Source organism: Streptomyces sp. NPDC054883, from assembly GCF_053610645.1.
In genome coordinates this window covers 123,021-143,620 of the sequence record NZ_JBSGYT010000005.1, presented here as the reverse complement: position 1 = coordinate 143,620, position 20,600 = coordinate 123,021, and the positions used below count along the sequence as shown (strand labels likewise).

Below are 20,600 nucleotides of genomic sequence, written 5' to 3'. Positions count from 1 at the left end.
CGCTGCCCCGCAGGTCACAACCTGCGGGGCAGCGGCATTGACACGGCTCCGACCACAATAGGAAACTTACCTAACAGTTCACTCCGGTGAGGGAGAGACCAGCCCCATGCCCGCCGCCACCCCCGGAACACCCAGCCTGCTGCGCGCCATGAACGACCGTGCCGCGCTGGAGCTCCTGCTGACGCACGGACCGCTGTCCCGGACCCGGATCGGGCACCTGACCGGACTGTCCAAGCCCACCGCCTCGCAGCTGCTCGCCCGGCTGGAGGCCGCCGGGCTGGTCGTGGCCACCGGCACCGACGGCGGCCGGCCCGGTCCCAACGCCCAGCTCTACGCGCTGAACGCCCGCGCGGCGTACGTGGGCGGGCTCGACGTCACCCCCGAACGGGTCGCCGCGGCCGTCTCCGACCTGGCGGGCGAGGTGGTCGGCAGCTTCGAACTCCCCTACGCGGAGGGCAGCGACGCCGTCGGACAGGTCACCGAGGCGCTGGGCGAGGCCGTCGGGGCCGCCGGGCTCCAGCGCACCGACGTGCACCGGCTGGTCATCGCGACGCCGGGCGCCTTCGACCCGCAGACCGGCCAGCTGCGCTACGCCAGCCACCTGCCCGGCTGGCACTCCCCCACCCTCCTCGACGAACTGGCGGCGGCCCTGCCGATGCCGGTCGAGTACGAGAACGACGTGAACCTCGCCGCGATCGCCGAGCAGCGCCTCGGCGCGGCCCGCGGCCACGAGGACTTCGTCCTGCTGTGGAACGAGGAGGGGCTGGGCGCCGCGCTCGTGCTCGGCGGCCGGCTGCACCGCGGCTGGACCGGCGGCGCGGGCGAGGTGGGCTTCCTGCCCGTGCCCGGCCACCCCCTGGTCCGGCAGGTCACCCGCGCCAACACCGGCGGCTACCAGGAGCTGGCGGGCGTACAGGTGCTGCCCCGCCTCGCCCGGGAGCTGGGGATCGACGCCCCGGCGGGGACCGATGACCCGGACGGCCAGCAGGTCGCCGCCGGGGTCGCCCTGCTGGAGCGGGCCGCCGCCCGGCCCGAGGGCGCGCACCTGCGCTTCCTCCAGTCGTACGCCACCGTCCTCGCGACCGGCCTGGCCTCCCTGGTCGCCGTACTCGACCCGGAGATCGTGGTGCTGTCGGGCTCCGCGATCGGCGCGGGCGGCGAACCGCTGCGCGCGCTGCTGGAAGCCGAACTCGCCGAACTGGCGCCCTCCCGGCCCCGCCTGGTCCCCGGCCAAGTGCGCGAGCGGCCCGTCCTGCGCGGCGCGCTGGAGAGCGCCCTGATCACCACCCGCGACGAGGTGTTCGACACCTCCCGCCGACGCTGACCCGTCCTCCACGCCCCCACCCCGTCCACGGCACCCCCCACGGAAGTTCCTCACCCAGAGAGCGAGCCCCGCCATGCCCAGATCCGGACGCCCGACCACCGCCCTCGCCCTCCTCGCGGCGCTGTCCGCCCTCGCCACCGCCTGTACCGGCCAGAGCGGCACCTCCGCCGACGACGACCCGAAGGCGCAGGTCACGCTCAACTTCTGGCACGGCTGGTCCGCACCCGGAGAGGTGAAGGCGATCGAGGAGAACATCGCCCGGTTCGAGCAGGACCACCCGAACATCAAGGTCCGGGTCACCGCCAACATGACCGACGACAAGATCAACCAGGCGCTGCGCGCGGGCGGGGCCAAGGCCCCCGACGTGGTCTCCTCCTTCACCACCGACAGCGTCGGCAAGTTCTGCAACTCCGGTGCCTTCGCGGACCTGAACCCCTTCCTCCACAAGTCCGGCGTCGACAAGGCGAAGGTGTTCCCCACGACGCTGCTGGAGTACACCCAGTTCAACGGCAACCAGTGCACCCTGCCGCTGCTGAGCGACGCGTACGGCCTCGTCTACAACAAGACCGCCTTCGCGGCGGCCGGGATCACCGAACCGCCCAGGACGTGGAGCCAGTTCACCGAGGACGCCCAGAAGCTCACGGTGGCCCGCGGCGACACCTACGACCAGCTCGGCGTGATGCCCACCTTCCACGGCTACGAGACGAAGCCGGCCCGACTGGCCGCCCAGTGGGGCGGGACCTACTTCGACGCCCGGGGCAAGTCGAACCTGGCGAAGGACCCGGCCTTCGCGAAGATGCTGAGCGCGCAGCGGGACCTCGTCGACAGGCTCGGCGGCTACGAGAAGCTGGAGAAGTACCGCACCACCTTCGGCGACGAGTGGAGCGCCGAACACCCCTTCCACACCGGCAAGGTCGCCATGCAGATCGACGGCGAATGGCGGCCCGCGATGGCGAAGGAGGCCGGCGTCGCCTTCGAGCTGGGCACCGCGCCGCTGCCCGTCCCGGACGAGCAGGTGGCCGACTACGGCAAGGGCTACGTCTCCGGCACGGTCATGGGCATCTCCTCGGCGAGCCGCAAGCAGAACGCCTCCTGGGAGCTGGTGAAGTACATGACCACCGACACCGGCGCGGTGGTGGCCTTCGCCAACGCCATCCACAACGTGCCCTCCACCCTGGAGGCGCTGGCATCGCCGCGGCTCCAGGTCACCCCGGAGTTCAAGACGTTCATCGACATCGCCCGGCACCCGAGGTCCGCCACCACTCCGGCCCAGGCGGACGGCGGCACCTACCAGCTGACCTTCGAGGACTTCGCGTACCGGGTCGAGAAGGGCGACGTGGCCGACGTCCCGGCCGGGCTCGCCCTCACCGACCAGCAGATCGACACCGACATCGCGAAGGCCGAGTGACCCGATGGCCGCCCCGCGCACCGCGCAGGCGAAGCGGCGCCGTTCGGCGCTGCGCACCGCCGCCTTCATGTCGCCCTGGCTGATCGGGTTCGCGCTGTTCTTCGCCTACCCGCTGCTGTCCACCGCGTACTTCTCCTTCACCAAGTACGACGGCTTCCGCCCGCCCGTCTTCAACGGCCTGGGCAACTGGACGTACCTCTTCACCGACTATCCGCTGTTCTGGCCGGCGATGCGCAACACCCTGTGGCTGGTCGTCGTGATGGTCGGCTGCCGGGTCGTCTTCGGCTTCGGCACCGGACTGCTCATCACCAGGATCAAGACGGCGCCCGGGCTCTTCCGGACCCTGTTCTACCTGCCCTACCTGGCCCCGCCGGTGGCCGCGACGCTGGCGTTCGTCTTCCTGCTCAACCCCGGTACGGGACCGGCCGGGGTGCTGCTGGAGGGCATCGGGCTGCCCTCGCCCGGCTGGTTCACCGACGCCGACTGGTCCAAGCCGGCGCTGACCGTGCTCGCGGTGTGGGGGGTGGGCGACCTGATGGTCATCTTCATGGCCGCGCTGCTCGACGTACCGAAGGAGCAGTACGAGGCCGCCGAGCTGGACGGGGCCGGGGCGTGGGCGCGGCTGCGGCACATCACCCTCCCGAACATCTCCCCGATCATCCTGTTCGCCGTGGTCACCGGGGTCATCCAGGCCATGCAGTACTACACGCAGCCGCTGGTCGCGGGGAAGGTGGCGGCCGGGGTGATCGGCGGCTCGGGCCAGCAGTTCGAGCCCGGCTACCCGGACAAGTCCACGCTGACCCTGCCGCAGGTCGTCTACAACCTGGGCTTCCAGCGCTTCGACTACGGCACGGCGTGCGCGGTCGCCCTCGTCCTCTTCGCCCTCTCCATGGCCTTCACCGCGCTGCTGATGCGCCGCCGCGGCGGACTGATCGGATCAGGTGACTGACATGGCCGTGACCACGACGACGGCGGGCGCGCCCGCCGGGCGGGCCACCGCGGCACCGGCGGCGCCCCCGCCCCGGCGCGACCGCGGGGCGCTGCTGCACTGGCTGGCCGTGCACAGCCTGGGGGTGGCCGCCGCCCTGTTCTTCGTCCTGCCCTTCGTCTTCCTCTTCCTGACCTCCCTGATGGGCGACCAGCAGGCGCTGACCCGCGACCTGTGGCCGCAGACCTGGCACTGGGACAACTACGCCAAGGTGTGGCACACCCCCGGCTTCCTGACCTGGTGGCGCAACACGCTGCTGTACGCGGGAGTCGGCACACTGCTGACCGTGGTCTCCTCGGTGCCCGTGGCGTACGCGCTCGCCAAATTCCGCTTCCGCGGGCGGCGGCTGTCGCTGCTGCTGGTGATCGCGATGATGATGCTGCCGCCGCAGGTGGTGGTCATCCCGATGTACCTGTTCTGGGCCAAGCAGCTGGACCTGTCGGGCACGCTGTGGCCGCTGATCGTGCCCATGGCGTTCGGCGACGCGTTCTCCATCTTCCTGCTCCGCCAGTTCCTGCTGACCATCCCCGACGAGTACCTGGACGCGGCCCGCGTGGACGGCTGCGGCGAAGTGCGCACACTGCTGCGGGTCGTCCTGCCGATGGCCAGGCCCGGGATCGCCGCCGTCGCGCTGTTCCAGTTCTTCTACGCCTGGAACGACTACTTCGGCCCGCAGATCTACGCCTCCGACAATCCCGCCGCCTGGACCCTCAGTTACGGACTGGAGTCCTTCAAGGGGGCGCACCACACCGACTGGAACCTGACCATGGCGGCGACCGTGCTGGTCATGGCGCCGGTGATCGTCCTCTTCTTCTTCGCCCAGAAGGCGTTCGTCGAGGGAGTCACCCTGACCGGAGTGAAAGGCTAGCGACGATGAAACTCGCAGTGGTGGGCGGCGGTTCCACCTACACCCCCGAGCTGATCGACGGGTTCGCGCGGCTGCGCGACACCCTGCCCGTCAGCGAACTGGTGCTGATCGACCCGGCCGCCGAGCGGCTGGAACTGGTCGGCGCGCTGGCCCGGCGGATCTTCGCCAAGCAGGACCACCCGGGCAAGGTCACCACCACCGCCGACCTGGACGCGGGCGTCGCGGGCGCCGACGCGGTCCTCCTGCAGCTGCGGATCGGCGGACAGGCGGCCCGGCTCCAGGACGAGACGTGGCCGCTGGAGTGCGGCTGCGTCGGCCAGGAGACCACCGGCGCGGGCGGGCTCGCCAAGGCCCTGCGCACCGTCCCGGTCGTCCTCGACATCGCCGAACGGGTCCGGCGGGCGAGCCCCGACGCCTGGATCATCGACTTCACCAACCCGGTCGGCATCGTCACCCGGGCCCTGCTGGCGGCCGGCCACCGGGCGGTCGGGCTGTGCAACGTCGCCATCGGGCTCCAGCGGAAGTTCGCGGCGCTGCTCGAACTGGCCCCCTCCGAGATCCACCTCGACCACGTCGGCCTCAATCACCTGACGTGGGAGCTGGGCGTGCGCCGGGGCGGCCCCGACGGCGAGGACCTGCTGCCCGGGCTGCTCGCCGCGCACGGCGGGGCCGTCGCCGCCGACCTGCGGCTGCCGCGGGCGGTGCTGGACCGGCTCGGCGTGGTGCCGTCCTACTACCTGCGCTACTTCTACGCGCACGACGAGGTGGTCCGGGAGCTCGGCTCGAAGCCCTCGCGGGCCGCCGAGGTCGCGGCCATGGAGCGGGAGCTGCTCGCCCTGTACGCGGACCCCGCGCTGGACGAGAAGCCGGCCCTGCTGGCCAAGCGGGGCGGGGCGTTCTACTCGGAGGCCGCCGTGGACCTGGCGGCGGCCCTGCTGGGCGACGGCTCGGGCGCCTCCCCGGTCCAGGTCGTCAACACCCGCAACGCCGGTACCCTGCCGTTCCTCCCGGACGACGCCGTCATCGAGGTACAGGCGCGCGTCAACGGCGCCGACGGCCCGGTACCGCTGGCGGTGCCCCGGCTGGACCCCCTGTACGCCGGGCTGGTCTCGCACGTCACCGCGTACGAGGAACTCGCGCTGGACGCGGCGCTGCGCGGCGGCCGCGAGCGGGTGTTCCGGGCGCTGCTGGCCCATCCGCTGGTCGGGCAGTTCGACCTCGCCGAAGGGCTGACGGACCGGCTTCTCGCACACAACAAGGAGCATCTGGCATGGGCGTGAACCCGGCTGCGGCGCGCGCCGCCCCGCCTCCCCGTGCCCCCCTCCCGGCGGCCGTGCTCGCCCTCGACGCCGGGAACAGCAAGACGGACGCGGCGCTGATCGGCGCCGACGGCACGGTGCTCGGAACCGGCCGCTCCGGCGGCTTCCAGCCGCCCCGGACCGGGGTCGAGGCGGCCGTGGACGTGCTCGGACAGGCCGTCGCGGAGGCGGCCGAGGCCGCCGGGCTGCCCCCGCTGCGGCCGGGCCGCCCGTACGCGCGGCAGGTGTCGGCCTGCCTGGCCAACGCCGACCTCCCGGTGGAGGAACGGCGGCTCGCGGACGCGATCAGCGCCCGCGGCTGGGGCGGGGCGACCGAGGTGCGCAACGACACCTTCGCCGTGCTGCGGGCCGGACTGCCCGGGCCCGGAGCCCCGTACGGGGTCGCCGTGGTGTGCGGGGCCGGGATCAACTGCGTCGGGGTGGCGCCCGACGGCCGGACCGCGCGGTTCCCCGCGCTCGGGAAGATCTCCGGCGACTGGGGCGGCGGTTCGGGCCTGGCCGCGGAGGCCCTGTGGTGGGCGGCCCGGGCCGAGGACGGGCGCGGCGGCCCGACGGAGCTGGCGTCGGCGGTCCCGGGACACTTCGGGTTCGCGACGATGGCCGGGCTGATCGAGGCCCTGCACCTGGGCGCGGTGGCGTACGAGCGCACGCACGAGCTGGTGCCGGTGCTGTTCGCGGTGGCCGCGGCCGGGGATCCGGTGGCGTCGGCGGTGGTGGAGCGGCAGGCCCGGGAGGTGGTGGCCATGGCGTCGGTGGCGCTGCGCAGGCTCGGGCTGCTGGCCGAGGAGGTGCCCGTACTGCTGGGCGGCGGGGTGCTCGCCGCCGGGCACGCGCAGCTGAGCGGGGCGATCGGAGCGGGGCTGGCGGAAGTGGCGCCGCTGGCCCGGGTGTCGGTGGTGGTGGCCCCGCCGGTGCTGGGCGCGGGGCTGCTGGGGCTGGACGCGGTGGGCGCGCCGGCCGAGGCGTACGGCAAACTCCGTGCCCATTTCGGGTGAACCTGCCCGCGGGGGCGGCCGGTCTGGAACCGTGGCGGGCGGGCGGACGTATTGACGGTGAAGGGGAGACGGAAGCGGCCGCGGCGCCGGACCGGGGGAAGGATCGTCCAAGATCCGGTACCGGGTGCTGTGGTTGGCCTCCGATGCGGCCATACTGCTGCGACGGGTACTCCCCCGGTGACAGCCGGGGGGACGTCCTCGCCCGGCAGCCGGGGGCAAGTCACGACCGAGGGGGAGGTCACGGTGGCCATCACAGCACGCGCGCCCGCGCCCGGCGGCGGTGTCTCCTCGACGCCGCCCGCCGGACCGCCCGCGCGGGAGCCCGCACCGCCCGAACCGGGCACCGCATGGGCCGAGGGCGTCGCCCGGCTGCGCGCGGCGGCGATGACCGAACCGGGGCGCCTGCGCATCATCGGGGCCGTCCTCGCCGCCCTGGTACTGCTGTTCGGCACCGCGGCGGTGTGGGAGGTCTCCGACCGGGTGACCGCCGCCGAGGACGTGGTGGACCACAGCCAGCCGCTGAGCGCCGACGCGGCCAGCATCTACCGCTCCCTCGCGGACGCCGACACGGCTTCCTCCAGCGGTTTCCTCGCGGGCGCGCAGGAGCCGCGCGAGGTCCGCGAGCGGTACGAGAAGGACATCGCGAACGCGTCCCGCCTGCTGGTGAACGCCGCCGCCAACACCGACGCCGGCGGCGGCTCCCGCAAGGAGATAGCCCTCCTCGGGGAGCAGCTGCCGCGCTACACGGGCCTGATCGAACAGGCCCGGGCCACCAACCGGCAGGGCCTGCCGCTCGGCGGCGCGTACCTGCGCTACGCCAACGAGCAGATGAGCACGGTGCTGCTGCCGGCCGCCCAGCGGCTCTACGAGGCGGAGACCGGCCGGCTCTACGCGGACTACGACGACGCCCGTTCCTGGCCTCCGGCCGCGACGGTCACCGGCCTGCTCGCCCTCGGCGCCCTGGTGTGGGCGCAGCGGCGCAACTACCGTCGGACGAACCGCGTCTTCAACCACGGTCTGGTCGCGGCGACGGCCGCCGCGGTGGTCGTACTGCTGTGGCTGACGGTCGGGCAGACGCTGGTGCGGTCCGATCTGAGCGAGGCCCGGTCCGGCGGGCAGGAGTCCCTGAAGGTGCTGAACGACGCCCGGATCGCCTCCCTCCAGGCGCGGGCCGGCGAGAACCTGACGCTGATCGCGCGCGGCGCCGTACTGGCCGAGGACAGGACCTCCGACAAGTACGACGTGGAGTTCACGAAGAACATGAAGGAGCTGGACGCGGGGCTGGCGACGGCGCTGCGGCTGGCCGATGACGGCAGTGGCCGCCGACCCGTGCAGCAGGCCATCGACGGCGTGGCGCAGTGGAAGCAGCGGCACGCGGCGGCCCGGGAGACCGACCTGCGCGGCGACTACGAGCTGGCGCTGCCCCAGGTCATCGGCGACAAGGACCACAAGGACAGCAGCGGGGCCTCGTTCGACACGGTGGACGCCTCCCTGGACCGGGCCGTGGCCCACGAACAGCAGCAGTTCACTCAGGCGGCCCGGGGCGGACTCGGGGCGCTGGGCGGTCTGGTGCCCGGCTCGGCGGCCCTGGCGGTCGCCGGCGCGGCGGCGGCACTGCTCGGCGTCGGTCGCAGGCTTTCGGAGTACAGGTGAGATCGATGCGGATACGCGCGGGACGGGACCAGGGGTACGGCCGTGACGGGAGCCCGGCCGCCGGGGCCGGGCAGGCCGGGGTCCCCCGGGCCCGTTGGGCCGCGGGCCGGCTGCGCGGCTGGGGCGGCGTCGCCGCGATGGCGGCCGCCTGCGCGCTCACCGCGGCGGCCGTGCTGCTTCCGCTGGCCCAGGCCGCGCCGGAGGGCGTCCGGTCCGGCGCGGGCCACCCTCCCGCGACGATGGCGCTGGCTCCGGCCACCCCGGTCGACACCTGCCAGGACCCGGAGGCCAGCCTGCGCCCCTCCGGGGTGGACGGGCCGGCGATCGAGCGGATCCGCAAGGCGGGCAAACTCGTCGCCGGTGTGGACCAGAACAGCTTCAAGTGGGGCTACCGCAAGCCCGACGGCCACCTGGACGGCTTCGACATCGCGCTGGTCAAGGCCATCGCCAAGGACATCCTGGGCGATGAGAACGCCGTCATCTACCGGGCCATCCCGACCAGCCAGCGCATCCCCGCGCTCAAGGAGAACCGCGTCGACATCGTGGTGCGGACCATGACGATCAACTGCAAGCGGCTGGAGGACGTCGCCTTCTCCACCGCGTACTTCGAGGCCGGGCAGCAGGTGCTGGCCCCCAAGGGCTCCCCGATCACCGGGTACGACGCCTCGCTGAACGGCCGCAAGGTCTGCACGGCCGCCGGTTCCACCGCGGAGGCGGCCCTCAAGACCCAGTCGTACGGCGCGGTCCCGGTCTCCGTGGCCAACCAGCTGGACTGCCTGGTACGGCTCCAGCTGGGCGAGGTGGACGGCATCATCACCGACAACGCCCTCGCGGCGGGCCAGGCCGCCCAGGACCCGTCCGTACAGCTGGTCGGCTCTCCGTTCACCCGGGAGTTCTACGGGGTCGCGATGAACAAGGACGCGGGCGACCTGGTGCGCCGGGTCAACAAGGTGCTGGAGAACTACCGCGCGGGCGGCAACGACAGCCCCTGGATGCAGGCGTACCGCAGCCACCTGGCGGCCGTGCTGCCGAACGTGACCGCGCCGCCCGAGCCCAAGTACCGGGACGGCTGAGGCCGTGGCGGGATCGGGATCGGAGCCCTACATGAGCGGGGAGCACCGCGTGGGCCGAACGCAGCCGGGACCGGCGGTCATGGACCGGGACGAGGTCGACCGGGCGCTGGCCCGCCTGGGGGCGGAGCACGAGGCCGTGGAGACCTCCCTGCTCGCACTCCAGGACCATGCCGGGCGGCGGCTGCTGGAGGGCGCGGGGCTGACCGGGGTGACCAAGGAGCGGTGGACGGCCGCCGACGCGGCGATCACCCGGCTCTGGACGTACTTCGACGCCTACAGCGGTGCGCTGGCCGCCGCCCGGCAGATCCGCGAGCGGCGGCGCTGGCCCAGCCGCGAGGACCTGGTCGAGCTGACCGACCGGCTGCGCGGGCCCGGTGTGGTGATCGCCGGGGCCGGGGCCGAGGGTGCCGCCCTCGCGGAGCGGTTCTCCCTCGCGGAGCTGGTGGTGCGGATGAACGAGCTCTACGCGGGCTCCCTGGACGTGGTGGTCGCCGCCGACGCGGTCTGGTCGGCGCTGCCCGCGCGGATCGACCTGCTCGCCGCCGAGCTGCACCGGACGCGGTCGCTGGCGCGCTCGGTGGGCGTGCGGCCCGGTGAACACCCCTCCGGGGACGACCTGGAGGACATCACGGCCGAACTCTCGCAGCTGCGCGAGCAGGTGATCGCGGACCCGCTGGCGTTCTGGGTCCCGGTGGCGGGGAGCTCCGCCCCGGGCGGCGGCCGTCCGGACACCGCCCGTTACGACCGGGCGGCGCGCGCGCTGGATGACGTACGGCGCGAGATCGAGGCGGTGCTGGCGGTGCGCCAGGACGCCGAGCAGCGGCTGATCGGCGTACGGGACGTCCTCTCGCGGGCCGACCGGACCCTCGCGGAGGCGCGGACGGCGCGCGGCGAGGTACTGGCGAAGATCGCCGCGTCGGAGGTTCCGGCGGTCAGCGGCCCGCCGACGGCGTTGCAGGAGCAGCTCGCGGCGGCGGCCGAGTACCGCCGTCAGGCCCAGTGGCACCGGCTGTCCCCGCTGCTGGAGTCCCTCGAGGTGCGGGCCGAGGACGAACTGCGCCGCGCCCGCGAGTCCTTGACGGCCGTGACGGCGCCGCTCGCGGTCCGGGCGGAGCTGCGGGGCCGGCTCGACGCGTACCGGGCGAAGGTCGCCCGGTACGGCATGGCGGAGGATCCGCTGCTGATGGAGCGCTACGACACGGCCCGGCGGATGCTGTGGAGCGCGCCCTGTGACCTGCGGGCCGCCGAGCAGGCCGTCCTGCGCTACCAGCGGGCGGCGGCGGAGTCGCTGGCGCCGCAGCCGCAGGAGCCGCGGCCGGCCGTGGACGGCGCGGAGAGGGATGACGGATGAGCCTGATCGGAACCGCGTGCGTGCGCCCGGGCTGCCCCGGGACGTACGAGGACATGGGGGGCGGCGAGGTCTACTGCGACACCTGCGGGCTGGCGCCGATCGGGGCCGTCGCGGCGGGCGCGGAGGAACTGCTGTCGCCGCCCACGGGCATGACCAGCGCCGCGCGGCACGGTGATTCCCGGGGCTCGGGGCGCTCGTCGTCGGCGTCGGCCCGCTCCTCGCGCTCCTCGCGTTCGTCCTCGTCGCGGCGCTCGGTGTCCGGACGGCTGTCGCGCTCCCTGCCCGGGGCGGCGTCCAGCCGGTCGGTGTCGGTCCGCAGTTCGGGCTCGGCCGGCTCGGCTTCGGGCCGCGGCCGGCTGGGGGCCGGGCTGGTCACGGTGCCGCAGGTGCCGCGGCCGGACCCGTCGGCGGCGGTGCTGGAGAACCCGGAGGTGCCCGAGCGCAAGCGGTTCTGCTCCCGCTCGGACTGCGGGGCGCCGGTCGGGCGGTCCAGGGGGGAGCGGCCGGGCCGGACGGAAGGGTTCTGCACCAAGTGCGGGCACCCGTACTCCTTCGTGCCCAAGCTGAACCCGGGTGACGTGGTGCGCGGGCAGTACGAGGTGGCGGGCTGCCTCGCCCACGGCGGCCTCGGCTGGGTGTACCTGGCGGTGGACAAGGCGGTCTCCGACCGGTGGGTGGTGCTCAAGGGGCTGCTGGACACCGGGGACCAGGACGCGATGGAGGCGGCGATCTCCGAGCGGCGCTTCCTCGCCGAGATCGAGCACTCCAACATCGTGCGGATCTACAACTTCGTGGAGCACCTGGACCAGCGGACCGGTTCGCTGGACGGGTACATCGTCATGGAGTACGTCGGCGGGAAGTCGCTCAAGGAGATCGCCAACGAGCGGCGGCGGCCGGACGGGCGGCGCGACCCGCTGCCGGTGGAGCAGGCGTGCGCGTACGGCATCGAGGCGCTGGAGGCGCTGGGCCACCTGCACAGCAGGAACCTCCTGTACTGCGACTTCAAGGTCGACAACGCGATCCAGCAGCAGGACCAGCTGAAGCTGATCGACATGGGCGCGGTCCGGCGGATGGACGACGTGGAGTCGGCCATCTACGGCACGGTGGGCTACCAGGCGCCGGAGGTCGCGGAGCTGGGCCCCTCGGTGGCGTCTGACCTGTACACGGTGGCACGCACCCTGGCGGTGCTGACCTTCGACTTCCAGGGCTACACGAACGTGTTCGTGGACGCGCTGCCGGATCCGGAACACATCGAGGTCTTCCGCCGGTACGAGTCGTTCTACCGGCTGCTGGTACGGGCCACCGACCCTGATCCGGGGCGGAGGTTCGCGTCCGCGCAGGAGATGGCGGATCAGCTGACGGGCGTACTGCGGGAGGTCGTCGCGCTCCAGACGGGCCGGCCGCACCCTCAGCTGTCGACGCTGTTCGGGCCGGAGCTGCGGGTTCCGGACACCCGGCTGTACGCGGACGAGCCGGGGACCGACGCGTCCACGCTGGGCGTGCGTACCGATGCCGGCGCCGGGCGGGGCCGGCTGCTCGGCCGGCGGCCGGCGGGTGCCGTCGGGGCGGTGGTGCCGGCGCCGCGGCGGGCCGGGGAGCCGACGGGGGCCGTACCGCAAGTGCGGCACAGCGGCAGCGGGCTCGCGGCGCTGGACGCCCGGGACACGGCGCTGGCACTGCCGGTTCCGCTGGTGGACCCGGCCGACCCGAACGCCGGGTTCCTGGCCGGCCTGCTCACCGCCGCGCCCGCCGACCTCCTGGGGGCGCTGGGCTCGGCACCGGCCGACTCCGCCGAACTGCGGCTGCGGGAGCTGCGGGCCCGGCTGGAGCTCGGCGAACTCCCGCTGGCGGGGCGGGCACTGGCCGAGCTGGAGGTCCTGCACCCCGACGACTGGCGGGTGGTGTGGGCTCGCGGCATCGCCTCCCTGGCCACCGGGGACGACGAGACAGCCGCCCTGTCCTTCGACGCCGTCTACGACGCCTTCCCGGGCGAGCCGGCGCCGAAGCTGGCGCTGGGACTGTGCGCCGAGGTCCTGGGGCAGTTGGACAACGCCGCCGAGTACTACCGGCTCGTCTGGACCACCGATCCCGGCTTCGTGAGCGCGGCGTTCGGGCTGGTCCGGGTACAACTGGCCGCCGGCGACCGGGCGGGGGCGGTACGGACGCTGGAGTCGGTGCCGGAGGTGTCGATCCACTACACCGCCGCCCGGGTGGCGGCGGTACGGGCACGCCTGCGCGACCGGTCCCCGGAAGAGCCCCTGCTGCCGGATCTGGTGGCGGCTGCCGCGCAGGTGGAGGCGCTGGGACGGTTCGGGCTGGACTCGGTGCGGCGGGAACGGCTCTCGGTGGAGGTTCTGGGCTCGGCCCTGGACTGGGTACTGTCGGGTAGCCGGGGTGCCGACCCCGGCCGGGCCTCGCTGCTCGGCAGCCAACTGGACGAGCGGGGGCTGCGCTTCGGCCTGGAGCGCTCGTACCGCGTCCTCGCTCGGCTGGCGCAGCGGGGCGAGGAGAGGATCGAACTGGTGGAGCGGGCAAACCGTTTCCGTCCCCGGACGTGGGTGTGATTGATGTCGATGCATCGGCTGTCGGGCTGCCCCAGCTGCGCGGAGCCCCTGGAAGAGGGTGACCGTTTCTGCGGAGTCTGCGGCTACGCGGTCTCCGCCGGCCCGCCCCCCGGCGGGACCGGCTACTCCGGGGCCGGCACCCCGGCCCCGCCCGGCCCCCCCGGGCCGCCTCCCCGGCCCGGCGCGGGCGGCTACGCCGCGCCCACGGATGGCCATCCCGGGGCCGGAGCCCGGGACGGCGCGGGCCCGGCCGCACCCGACGCCGGTGGCAGCGACGGGGCGGCCCCCGTCGGCCCCGCCCGGGACGGCTGCTTCGCGGCCGGTGCCGCGGAAGGGGACGGCTCCGGCGGGCCGCACGCCCAGCCCGGCCCCGCCGCGGCGAACCCGGGCGCCGGCGGCTACCCCGGCCCGGCGGGCCCGGCCCCCGCGGGACCCGGACCGGCCGGAACGGCCGTCCCCGAGCCCGGTGCACCCAACGGCCCCGGCGGCCAAGGCGGTTACCCGGCTCCGGGCGGGGCGGGGCCCTGGCGGGCCGGCGGTCCCGATGGGCCGACCGCGGCCGGCTCGGGCGGATACGAGGTCCGCGGCCGCTCCGACCAGCCGGAGGCGCCGGCGGGCAGCCACCCCGCCGCCCGGGCAGTACCGGCATCCGCGCCCGGCGCGGGCCCGCCGTACGGTGATCACCCCGAACCGGCCGCGCCCGCAGCCGCGTACGGCTCCGCCGCGCCCGCGCCCGGCTGGGGCAGTGTGACCAGCGCCGCCCCGACGCTGGTCGGGGACGCGGGCGAGTGGTCCGCCACCCCCTCCGACCCGGGCCGCGCCGCCCCCTGGCCATCGGGCCCCGCCGAAGAGGCCCCGTACACCGCCCCGCAGGGCGACGGCCCCGCCCAAGAGGCCCCGTACGACCCCCCGCAGGGTGATGGCAAGACCTGCGTCGCCTGCCGCGCCGGGCGGGTCGACACCGACGGGTACTGCGAGCACTGCGGCCACGCGCAGCCCCGGGAGCGGGACCACCTCGAAGAGGAGCTCGGCAGCGTCGCCGCCGTCAGTGACCGCGGGCTGCGCCACCACCGCAACGAGGACTCCTTCGCGGTGGCCGCCACCGCCCTCCCCGACGGCTCCGCCGCCACCGTGGCCATCGTCTGCGACGGCGTCTCCTCCGCCAGCCGCCCCGACGAGGCCTCGGCCGCGGCCGCCGGCGCCGCCAACGAGGCGCTGCTCGACGCCCTCCCCCGCGGCGCCCACCCCCAGGAGGCCATGCACGAGGCGATCCTGGCCGCGGCCGCCGCCGTGAACGCCCTGGCTCCGGAGGTGCCCGGCGCGCAGAACGCCCCCGCCTGCACCCTCGTCGGCGCCGTCGTCAGCGGTGGCGTGCTCACCATCGGCTGGGTCGGGGACAGCCGCGCCTACTGGGTCCCCGACGACCGCGCCGCCCTCCCCCGCCGCCTCACCGAGGACGACTCCTGGGCCGCCCAGATGGTCGCGGCCGGGCTGATGGGCGAGGCCGAGGCCTACGCGGACGTGCGCGCCCACGCCATCACCGGCTGGCTCGGCGCCGACGCGTACGACCTCGAACCGCACACCGCCAGCTTCAAGCCGGACCACCCCGGCGTGGTCGTCGTCTGCACCGACGGCCTCTGGAACTACGCCGAGTCGGCGCGGGAGATGGCCCGGCTCCTTCCGCCCGACGCGGCGACCCGGCCCCTGCACAGCGCGCAGGTCCTGGTGGGGCACGCCCTCGACGGGGGCGGCCACGACAACGTCACCGTGGCCGTCGTCCCCTTCGCCAAGCCGGCGCCGAGCGCCCCGCCGCGCCCCCCGGCCCACGCGGAAGCGGAAGCGGAAACGGAACCCCGCCCCCAGGCCTGACGCCGCCCCCCGACCCACTTCCTAGGAGTGCCCCCGATGGCGAACTTCGCCAAGCCGAGCGCCCCGCGCTTCAGCGTGGAGGTGTACCAGAACGAGTATCTTCCCGAGGGCGGCCGCGACGTCCACGCCATCGTCACGGTCACCTCCACCGGCGGTGCCACCGCCGCCCGCTCCGCCGCCCTCGCACCCGGCGGCGCCGCCGTAGTGATCATGGTCGACTGCTCCGGCTCGATGGAACACCCGCCGGCCAAGATGCGCGGCGCCCGCGAGGCCACCGCGGCCGCCATCGACACCCTGCGGGACGGCACCTCGTTCGCGGTGATCGCCGGCACCCACGTGGCCCGCGAGGTCTATCCCGGCCAGGGCCGTCTCGCCACCGCCGGCCCCGGCACCCGTGCCGAGGCCAAGGAGGCGCTGCGCGGCCTCGGTTCCGGCGGCGGCACCGCCATCGGCACCTGGCTGCGCCTCGCCGACGGCCTGCTGCGCGGGTCCGGCGCCACCATCCGGCACGGGATCCTCCTCACCGACGGCCGCAACGAGCACGAGGAGCCGGCCGCCCTGCGCGCCGCCCTCGACGCCTGTACGGGCCGTTTCACCTGCGACGCCCGCGGCGTGGGCACCGACTGGGAGGTCAAGGAGGTCACGGGCATCGCGAGCGCGCTGCTCGGCTCCGCCGACATCGTGGCCGATCCCGCGCACCTCAGCGAGGACTTCACGCGCATGATGGAGAACGTCATGGGCAAGGAGGTCGCGGACGTCTCACTGCGCCTGTGGACCCCGGTCGGCGCGGAGATCCAGTACGTGAAGCAGGTCGCTCCCTCCGTCCAGGACCTCACCGGCCGCCGGACCGCGGCCGGCCCGCGCGCGGGCGACTACCCGACCGGTTCGTGGGGTGACGAGTCCCGCGAGTACCACGTGTGCGTACGGGTGCCGGGTGCGCCCGTCGGCCAGGAGATGCTGGCCGCGCGGGCCATGCTGGTCATGCCGGGGCTCCGGGGGGAGCCGCCGGCCACGCTCGCCCAGGGCCTGGTCCGGGCGGTGTGGACGGACGACCTCGCCGCCTCCACCGCCATCAGCCCGCAGGTGGCGCACTACACGGGACAGGCGGAGCTGGCGCAGGCTATCCAGCAGGGCCTGGAAGCCCGCAAACTGGGCGATGTCGACGGCGCCACGGCCAAGCTGGGGCGGGCCGTGCAGCTGGCGAGCGCGTCCGGAAACGCCGACACCGCCGGACTTCTGGCGAAGGTGGTGGATGTCGTGGATGCGGCGGCGGGTACTGTGCGGCTGAAAGCGAAGGTCGCCGATGCCGACGAGATGACCCTTGAAACGCGTTCGACGCAGACCGTCCGAGTGAAGAAGACCTGAGAAGAACCTGACGCGATGACGCAGGGAGAAGGGGGAAGCGTCGCCATGCCGACCTGCCCGAACGGACACCAGTCCGCCTCCGACGACTGGTGCGAGGTCTGCGGCCACCGCATGGCTGCCGCGACGAGCGCTCCCGCGGCGCCCTCCTACGGCTACGGCTACCCTCCCACGGCCGGTGAGCCGACCGCGCAGGCCGAGCTGTGCCCGCAGTGCCGCACCCCGCGCGAGGCGATGGCGCCGTTCTGCGAGGAGTGCCGGTTCAACTTCCTGACGCGCACGCCCACGCCCGCCTCCTTCGCGCCGGAGTCGCCGGCCGGCCAGGGGCACCCGCCCGTGCCCCCGCCGCCGCCCCCGGTACCGGCGCCGCCGGCCTTCTCCCAGGACCACTTCGACTACCAGGGCTCCCGCCCGTCCCGGGTGAACCGCCCGGCCGAGCCGCTGGAGCGCGAGGACGACTGGCTGCTCCCGCCCCCGGCGCACGAGCAGCAGCCGCTGCGGCAGGAGTACGCCCCGCAGCAGCAGCACTACCAGCAGCAGGCTCAGCAGGAGTTCCAGCAGCAGGAGTACGCGCCGCAGCCGGCCCGGCAGCAGCACCAGCCGCAGCAGCCCTTCCCGTCCCAGGGCGGCGGCGGGTCCTGGAGTGCGACGGTCGGTCCGGACCGGTCGTACTTCATGGCGATGATGCAGCGCAGCGGGCCCGAGGCGGCGGCGCTCAACCTCCCCGCCTACTCCCCGGAGCAGCACCTGCCGCTCGCCGGCGGCCAGATCACCATCGGCCGCCGCCGTGCCTCCACGGGCGAGTCCCCGGACATCGACCTCTCGGTGCCGCCGGAGGACCCGGGCGTCTCCCACCAGCACGCCGTCCTGGTCCAGCAGCCCGACGGCAGCTGGGCGGTGGTGGACCAGAACTCCACCAACGGCACCACCATCAACGGCGGCGAGGAGCCGATCCAGCCCTACGTGCCCGTCCCCCTCGCCGACGGCGACCGCGTCCACGTGGGCGCCTGGACGACCATCACCGTCCGGCGCGGCTAGGGGGTCGGGGCCGGGCCCTGCCCCGACCCGTCAGACACGGACCCGTCAGACACCCCCTGAGCGTCACACCGACGCGGCTTCCCCCAGGGGCCACACGTACGGGCCCCGGGGGTCGTCCAGCCAGGACCACTGGCCCTCCGGGGTGACCGTCACGCCGAACCGCTCGCGGCCGGGGCGGCCTTCGCCGCGCCAGAGGTCCAGCGCCTCCCGGGGGTGCAGTGCGCCCCCGCTGAGGATCAGCATGAACTGGAAGCGCTCGTTCTCCACCAGCTCGTACGGGAGCGATTCCTGCGCCGAGGCCGAGCCGGGCGCCGCCGCGGTGGCCCCGCGCAGCGGGACGAAGTAGGCGGGGGTGTGCAGGAACCGGCCCTCGGCGAAGTCGGCGCCCCGGACGGTGAGCGCGATCAGGCCCGTCGAGAGGGGCGCCAGGACGCGCGCGCCGGGTCGGCACTGCCCGAGCCAGGCCGGCGGGATCACCGGCAGCGTGCAGGTCACCAGGATCCGGTCGAAGGGGGCGCGCAAGGGACAGCCGCGCGCCCCGTCACCGGTGACCACGGCCGGCCGGTAGCCGAGCCGGGCCAGGTGGGACCGGGCGGACTCGGTGATCTCCTCGTCCAGGTCCACCGTGGTGACGTGCTCGTCGCCGAGCCGGTGGCAGAGCAGCGCCGCGTTGTAGCCGGTGCCCGCGCCGATCTCCAGCACGTCGTCCCCGTCCCGTACCTCCAGCGCCTCCAGCATCTTGGCCATCAGGGACGGCTGGCTGCTGGAGGACAGCAGCTCGCCGTCGCGCAGCCGGGTCGCGAGGGGCGTGTCCGTGTACACCCCGCGCAGCCAGCGGGCCCGCCGCTCGGGGTCCGGGTCCTCGCCCCACAGCCGCTCGTGCCCGGCGCCGCGGCCGGTCCAGAAGTACGGCACGAAGACGTGCCGGGGCACGGCCGTGAAGGCCGCCCGCCAGGCCGGGTCCTGCAAGACCCCGGCGGCGGTCAGCTCCCGCACCTGGGCGGCGTGCGCGACCTCGCGCACGTCCCGTCCCGCGGTGTGTGCTCCCATGTCTCCACTGTCCTGCCCGCGGGCGGCGAAGGCGAGCGGTGGTCCCCGGCCCGGCCGGTGCCCGGCCGGGAAGTCCTGGGACCCCGGTCCTCCGTCCGGGTGTCTGAGACGATGGTCGGGTGAATGACAATCCGCAGGGCACGGTCCAGGAGCAGACCTTCTACGAGCTGGTGGGCGGCGAGGCCACGTTCCGCCGCCTCGTCCACCGCTTCTACCAGGGCGTCGCCGAAGACCCGCTGCTGCGTCCGATGTACCCGGAGGGTGACCTCGGCCCGGCCGAGGAGCGGTTCGCGCTGTTCCTGATGCAGTACTGGGGCGGCCCGTCCACGTACAGCGAGAACCGCGGGCACCCGCGGCTGCGCATGCGGCACGCCCCGTTCCAGGTGGACGCGGCCGCGCACGACGCGTGGCTGGGCCACATGCGGGTGGCGGTGGACGAGCTGGGACTGGCGCCGGAGCACGAGGCGCAGCTGTGGCGGTACCTGACCTACGCGGCCGCCTCGATGATCAACACGGCCTGATCGGTACGGCTGAGGGGGCTCAGACGGGCCGGACCAGCAGGGCGCCGAGCCCCCCGGTCCGCCCGGGGCGCCGCATGGCGACGGACCCGTACGGGGTGCGCAGCCGCAGCCAGCCCCCGGAGGTGAACAGCGCCACCGGCTCGGGGCGCTCCTGGGCGGCCCGGGCCGGGACGGTGGTGCGGACCGGCCGCAGGAAGCCCAGGGACTGGGCCGCGTGGACGGCGCGCAGCGGCAGTTCGGTGTCGCCGAGGGTCCGGGACCAGATGTCGCGGCCGATCCGGTCGCGTTCGGACCGGGTCCGGTGCTGCGGGGGCAGCGCCTCGTCACGGGAGCGGAACTCCGCGACGGCCCCGGCCACGGCGACCCGCATCGCCTCGGCGCCGGGCAGCCCCGGCACCTGCTCCCAGCCGCCCCGCGGCGGCAGCACACCGGCCCACGGGGGCCCGGTGACCGGCCGCGGCACGACGGCGCCGGCGGCGCCCTCGTCCACGGACTCCAGCAGTTCGCCGGCCGACACCGTCAGGTCCAGCGGCCTGCCGACGGACGCGGCGAGCCGCACCGTACGGACGGCCAGGACGTCGAAGGACGGCGGCCGGCCGAAGACGGCGAGCGCGCCGCCGTCCGCCGGGGCCTGCAGGCGGACGGCGGCGGCGCGGTCGTAGTGCACCAGCCGGCCCAGGAAGGCGGCGAGGTCCGCCGCCTCCCCGGAATCGGCGAAGCGCAACTGCTCGGTCATGCCGCGATGCGCCCTTCGCGGTGCTTCGATGCACCGGCCGGAGCCGGTTCGTCGAGGTACTCCTCCAGGAAGCGCCGCTCCTCGGCCGTGATGCGGCGGGGCCGCCCCTCGGCGAGGTTGAACGGCACGACCACGGTTTCGGCGCGCACGTAGACCGTCTCCGGTGCGTCCTCGGTCGCCTCGTCCTTGACCTCGTAGCGGATGGTCAGGGACGCGGCGCCGATCCGGGTCACCCAGCTCTCGATGAGGACCGGCTCGTGCCGGTGCACGAGGGGCAGCTTGTAGTCGATCTCGTGCCGGGCGACGACGGAGCCGCCCGTGAAGGACTCGCTGCCCTCCCCCGGCGCCAAGCGGAACATGAAGTCGATCCGCGCCTCCTCCAGGTAACGGAGGAAGACGACGTTGTTGACGTGCCCGAAGGCATCCATGTCCGCCCAGCGCAGCGGGCACCGGTAGTGGTGTCTGGCCATGGCCTCAGACC

Annotated in this window: 18 protein-coding genes; 14 read left to right on the top strand and 4 right to left on the bottom strand. The window is 74.4% G+C overall.

What is annotated here, in order from left to right; genetic code table 11:
- Positions 1–106 precede the first annotated feature (106 nt).
- From ACWGH1_RS06315 to ACWGH1_RS06275, 9 genes are all read left to right on the top strand, one after another.
- Positions 107–1,324, top strand: a complete 1,218-nt coding sequence (locus tag ACWGH1_RS06315) for an ROK family transcriptional regulator (RefSeq protein WP_453354380.1) — start codon at positions 107–109, stop codon at positions 1,322–1,324.
- Between the two features lie 73 nt (positions 1,325–1,397).
- The gene (locus ACWGH1_RS06310; protein WP_453354381.1) at positions 1,398–2,732 is read left to right on the top strand and encodes an ABC transporter substrate-binding protein; all 1,335 of its coding nucleotides are present in this window, start codon (positions 1,398–1,400) and stop codon (positions 2,730–2,732) included.
- 4 nt (positions 2,733–2,736) lie between these two features.
- A complete protein-coding gene (locus ACWGH1_RS06305) occupies positions 2,737–3,681 on the top strand; it encodes a carbohydrate ABC transporter permease (protein WP_453354382.1) in 945 nt (314 codons plus the stop codon).
- Position 3,682: 1 nt separating this feature from the next.
- Positions 3,683–4,588: a carbohydrate ABC transporter permease gene (locus ACWGH1_RS06300; RefSeq protein ID WP_453354383.1), complete on the top strand. Its 906-nt coding sequence runs from the start codon at positions 3,683–3,685 to the stop codon at positions 4,586–4,588.
- 5 nt (positions 4,589–4,593) lie between these two features.
- Positions 4,594–5,868, top strand: a complete 1,275-nt coding sequence (locus tag ACWGH1_RS06295) for a 6-phospho-beta-glucosidase (RefSeq protein ID WP_453354384.1) — start codon at positions 4,594–4,596, stop codon at positions 5,866–5,868.
- Positions 5,859–6,902 (top strand): N-acetylglucosamine kinase, encoded by a 1,044-nt coding sequence (locus ACWGH1_RS06290; protein ID WP_453354385.1) that lies wholly within the window; start codon positions 5,859–5,861, stop codon positions 6,900–6,902. The genes ACWGH1_RS06295 and ACWGH1_RS06290 overlap by 10 nt, the downstream gene beginning before the upstream one ends.
- Positions 6,903–7,286: 384 nt before the next feature.
- Positions 7,287–8,555, top strand: coding sequence for a hypothetical protein (locus ACWGH1_RS06285; RefSeq protein ID WP_453354386.1), 1,269 nt, complete (start codon positions 7,287–7,289; stop codon positions 8,553–8,555).
- Positions 8,556–8,692: 137 nt separating this feature from the next.
- A complete protein-coding gene (locus tag ACWGH1_RS06280) occupies positions 8,693–9,628 on the top strand; it encodes a glutamate ABC transporter substrate-binding protein (protein WP_453408481.1) in 936 nt (311 codons plus the stop codon).
- Between the two features lie 31 nt (positions 9,629–9,659).
- Positions 9,660–10,979 (top strand): hypothetical protein, encoded by a 1,320-nt coding sequence (locus tag ACWGH1_RS06275; protein ID WP_453355990.1) that lies wholly within the window; start codon positions 9,660–9,662, stop codon positions 10,977–10,979.
- 70 nt (positions 10,980–11,049) lie between these two features.
- Here the strand turns inward: ACWGH1_RS06275 and ACWGH1_RS06270 are convergent, their stop codons facing one another.
- Positions 11,050–11,355: a hypothetical protein gene (locus ACWGH1_RS06270; protein WP_453355989.1), complete on the bottom strand. Its 306-nt coding sequence runs from the start codon at positions 11,353–11,355 to the stop codon at positions 11,050–11,052.
- Positions 11,356–11,365: 10 nt separating this feature from the next.
- Between ACWGH1_RS06270 and ACWGH1_RS06265 the strand changes: the two genes are divergently transcribed.
- From ACWGH1_RS06265 to ACWGH1_RS06250, 4 genes are read left to right on the top strand one after another with little or no spacing between them, the layout of a single operon-like run.
- Positions 11,366–13,543, top strand: a complete 2,178-nt coding sequence (locus ACWGH1_RS06265) for a tetratricopeptide repeat protein (protein WP_453355988.1) — start codon at positions 11,366–11,368, stop codon at positions 13,541–13,543.
- A 3-nt stretch (positions 13,544–13,546) separates the two neighbouring features.
- On the top strand, positions 13,547–15,412 hold the full coding sequence (locus ACWGH1_RS06260) for a protein phosphatase 2C domain-containing protein (protein WP_453408472.1): 1,866 nt from the start codon (positions 13,547–13,549) through the stop codon (positions 15,410–15,412).
- Positions 15,413–15,448: 36 nt separating this feature from the next.
- A complete protein-coding gene (locus ACWGH1_RS06255) occupies positions 15,449–16,777 on the top strand; it encodes a vWA domain-containing protein (RefSeq protein WP_453355595.1) in 1,329 nt (442 codons plus the stop codon).
- A gap of 15 nt (positions 16,778–16,792) precedes the next feature.
- Positions 16,793–17,812, top strand: coding sequence for an FHA domain-containing protein (locus tag ACWGH1_RS06250; protein WP_453355596.1), 1,020 nt, complete (start codon positions 16,793–16,795; stop codon positions 17,810–17,812).
- 63 nt (positions 17,813–17,875) lie between these two features.
- On the opposite strand, the gene ACWGH1_RS06245 is transcribed toward ACWGH1_RS06250, so the two are convergent.
- Positions 17,876–18,862 (bottom strand): methyltransferase domain-containing protein, encoded by a 987-nt coding sequence (locus ACWGH1_RS06245; RefSeq protein ID WP_453355597.1) that lies wholly within the window; start codon positions 18,860–18,862, stop codon positions 17,876–17,878.
- Positions 18,863–18,981: 119 nt separating this feature from the next.
- On the opposite strand from ACWGH1_RS06245, the gene ACWGH1_RS06240 reads away from it, so the two are divergent.
- Positions 18,982–19,383, top strand: coding sequence for a globin (locus ACWGH1_RS06240; protein ID WP_190182506.1), 402 nt, complete (start codon positions 18,982–18,984; stop codon positions 19,381–19,383).
- 19 nt (positions 19,384–19,402) lie between these two features.
- Here the strand turns inward: ACWGH1_RS06240 and ACWGH1_RS06235 are convergent, their stop codons facing one another.
- Together ACWGH1_RS06235 and ACWGH1_RS06230 are read right to left on the bottom strand one after the other, a co-directional pair.
- A complete protein-coding gene (locus tag ACWGH1_RS06235) occupies positions 19,403–20,119 on the bottom strand; it encodes a hypothetical protein (protein WP_453408471.1) in 717 nt (238 codons plus the stop codon).
- Positions 20,116–20,589 carry an acyl-CoA thioesterase gene (locus ACWGH1_RS06230; RefSeq protein WP_453355759.1) on the bottom strand — a complete coding sequence of 158 codons (474 nt, stop codon included), beginning with the start codon at positions 20,587–20,589 and terminating at the stop codon, positions 20,116–20,118. Before ACWGH1_RS06230 ends, ACWGH1_RS06235 begins: the two co-directional genes overlap by 4 nt.
- Between the last annotated feature and the right edge of the window lie 11 nt (positions 20,590–20,600).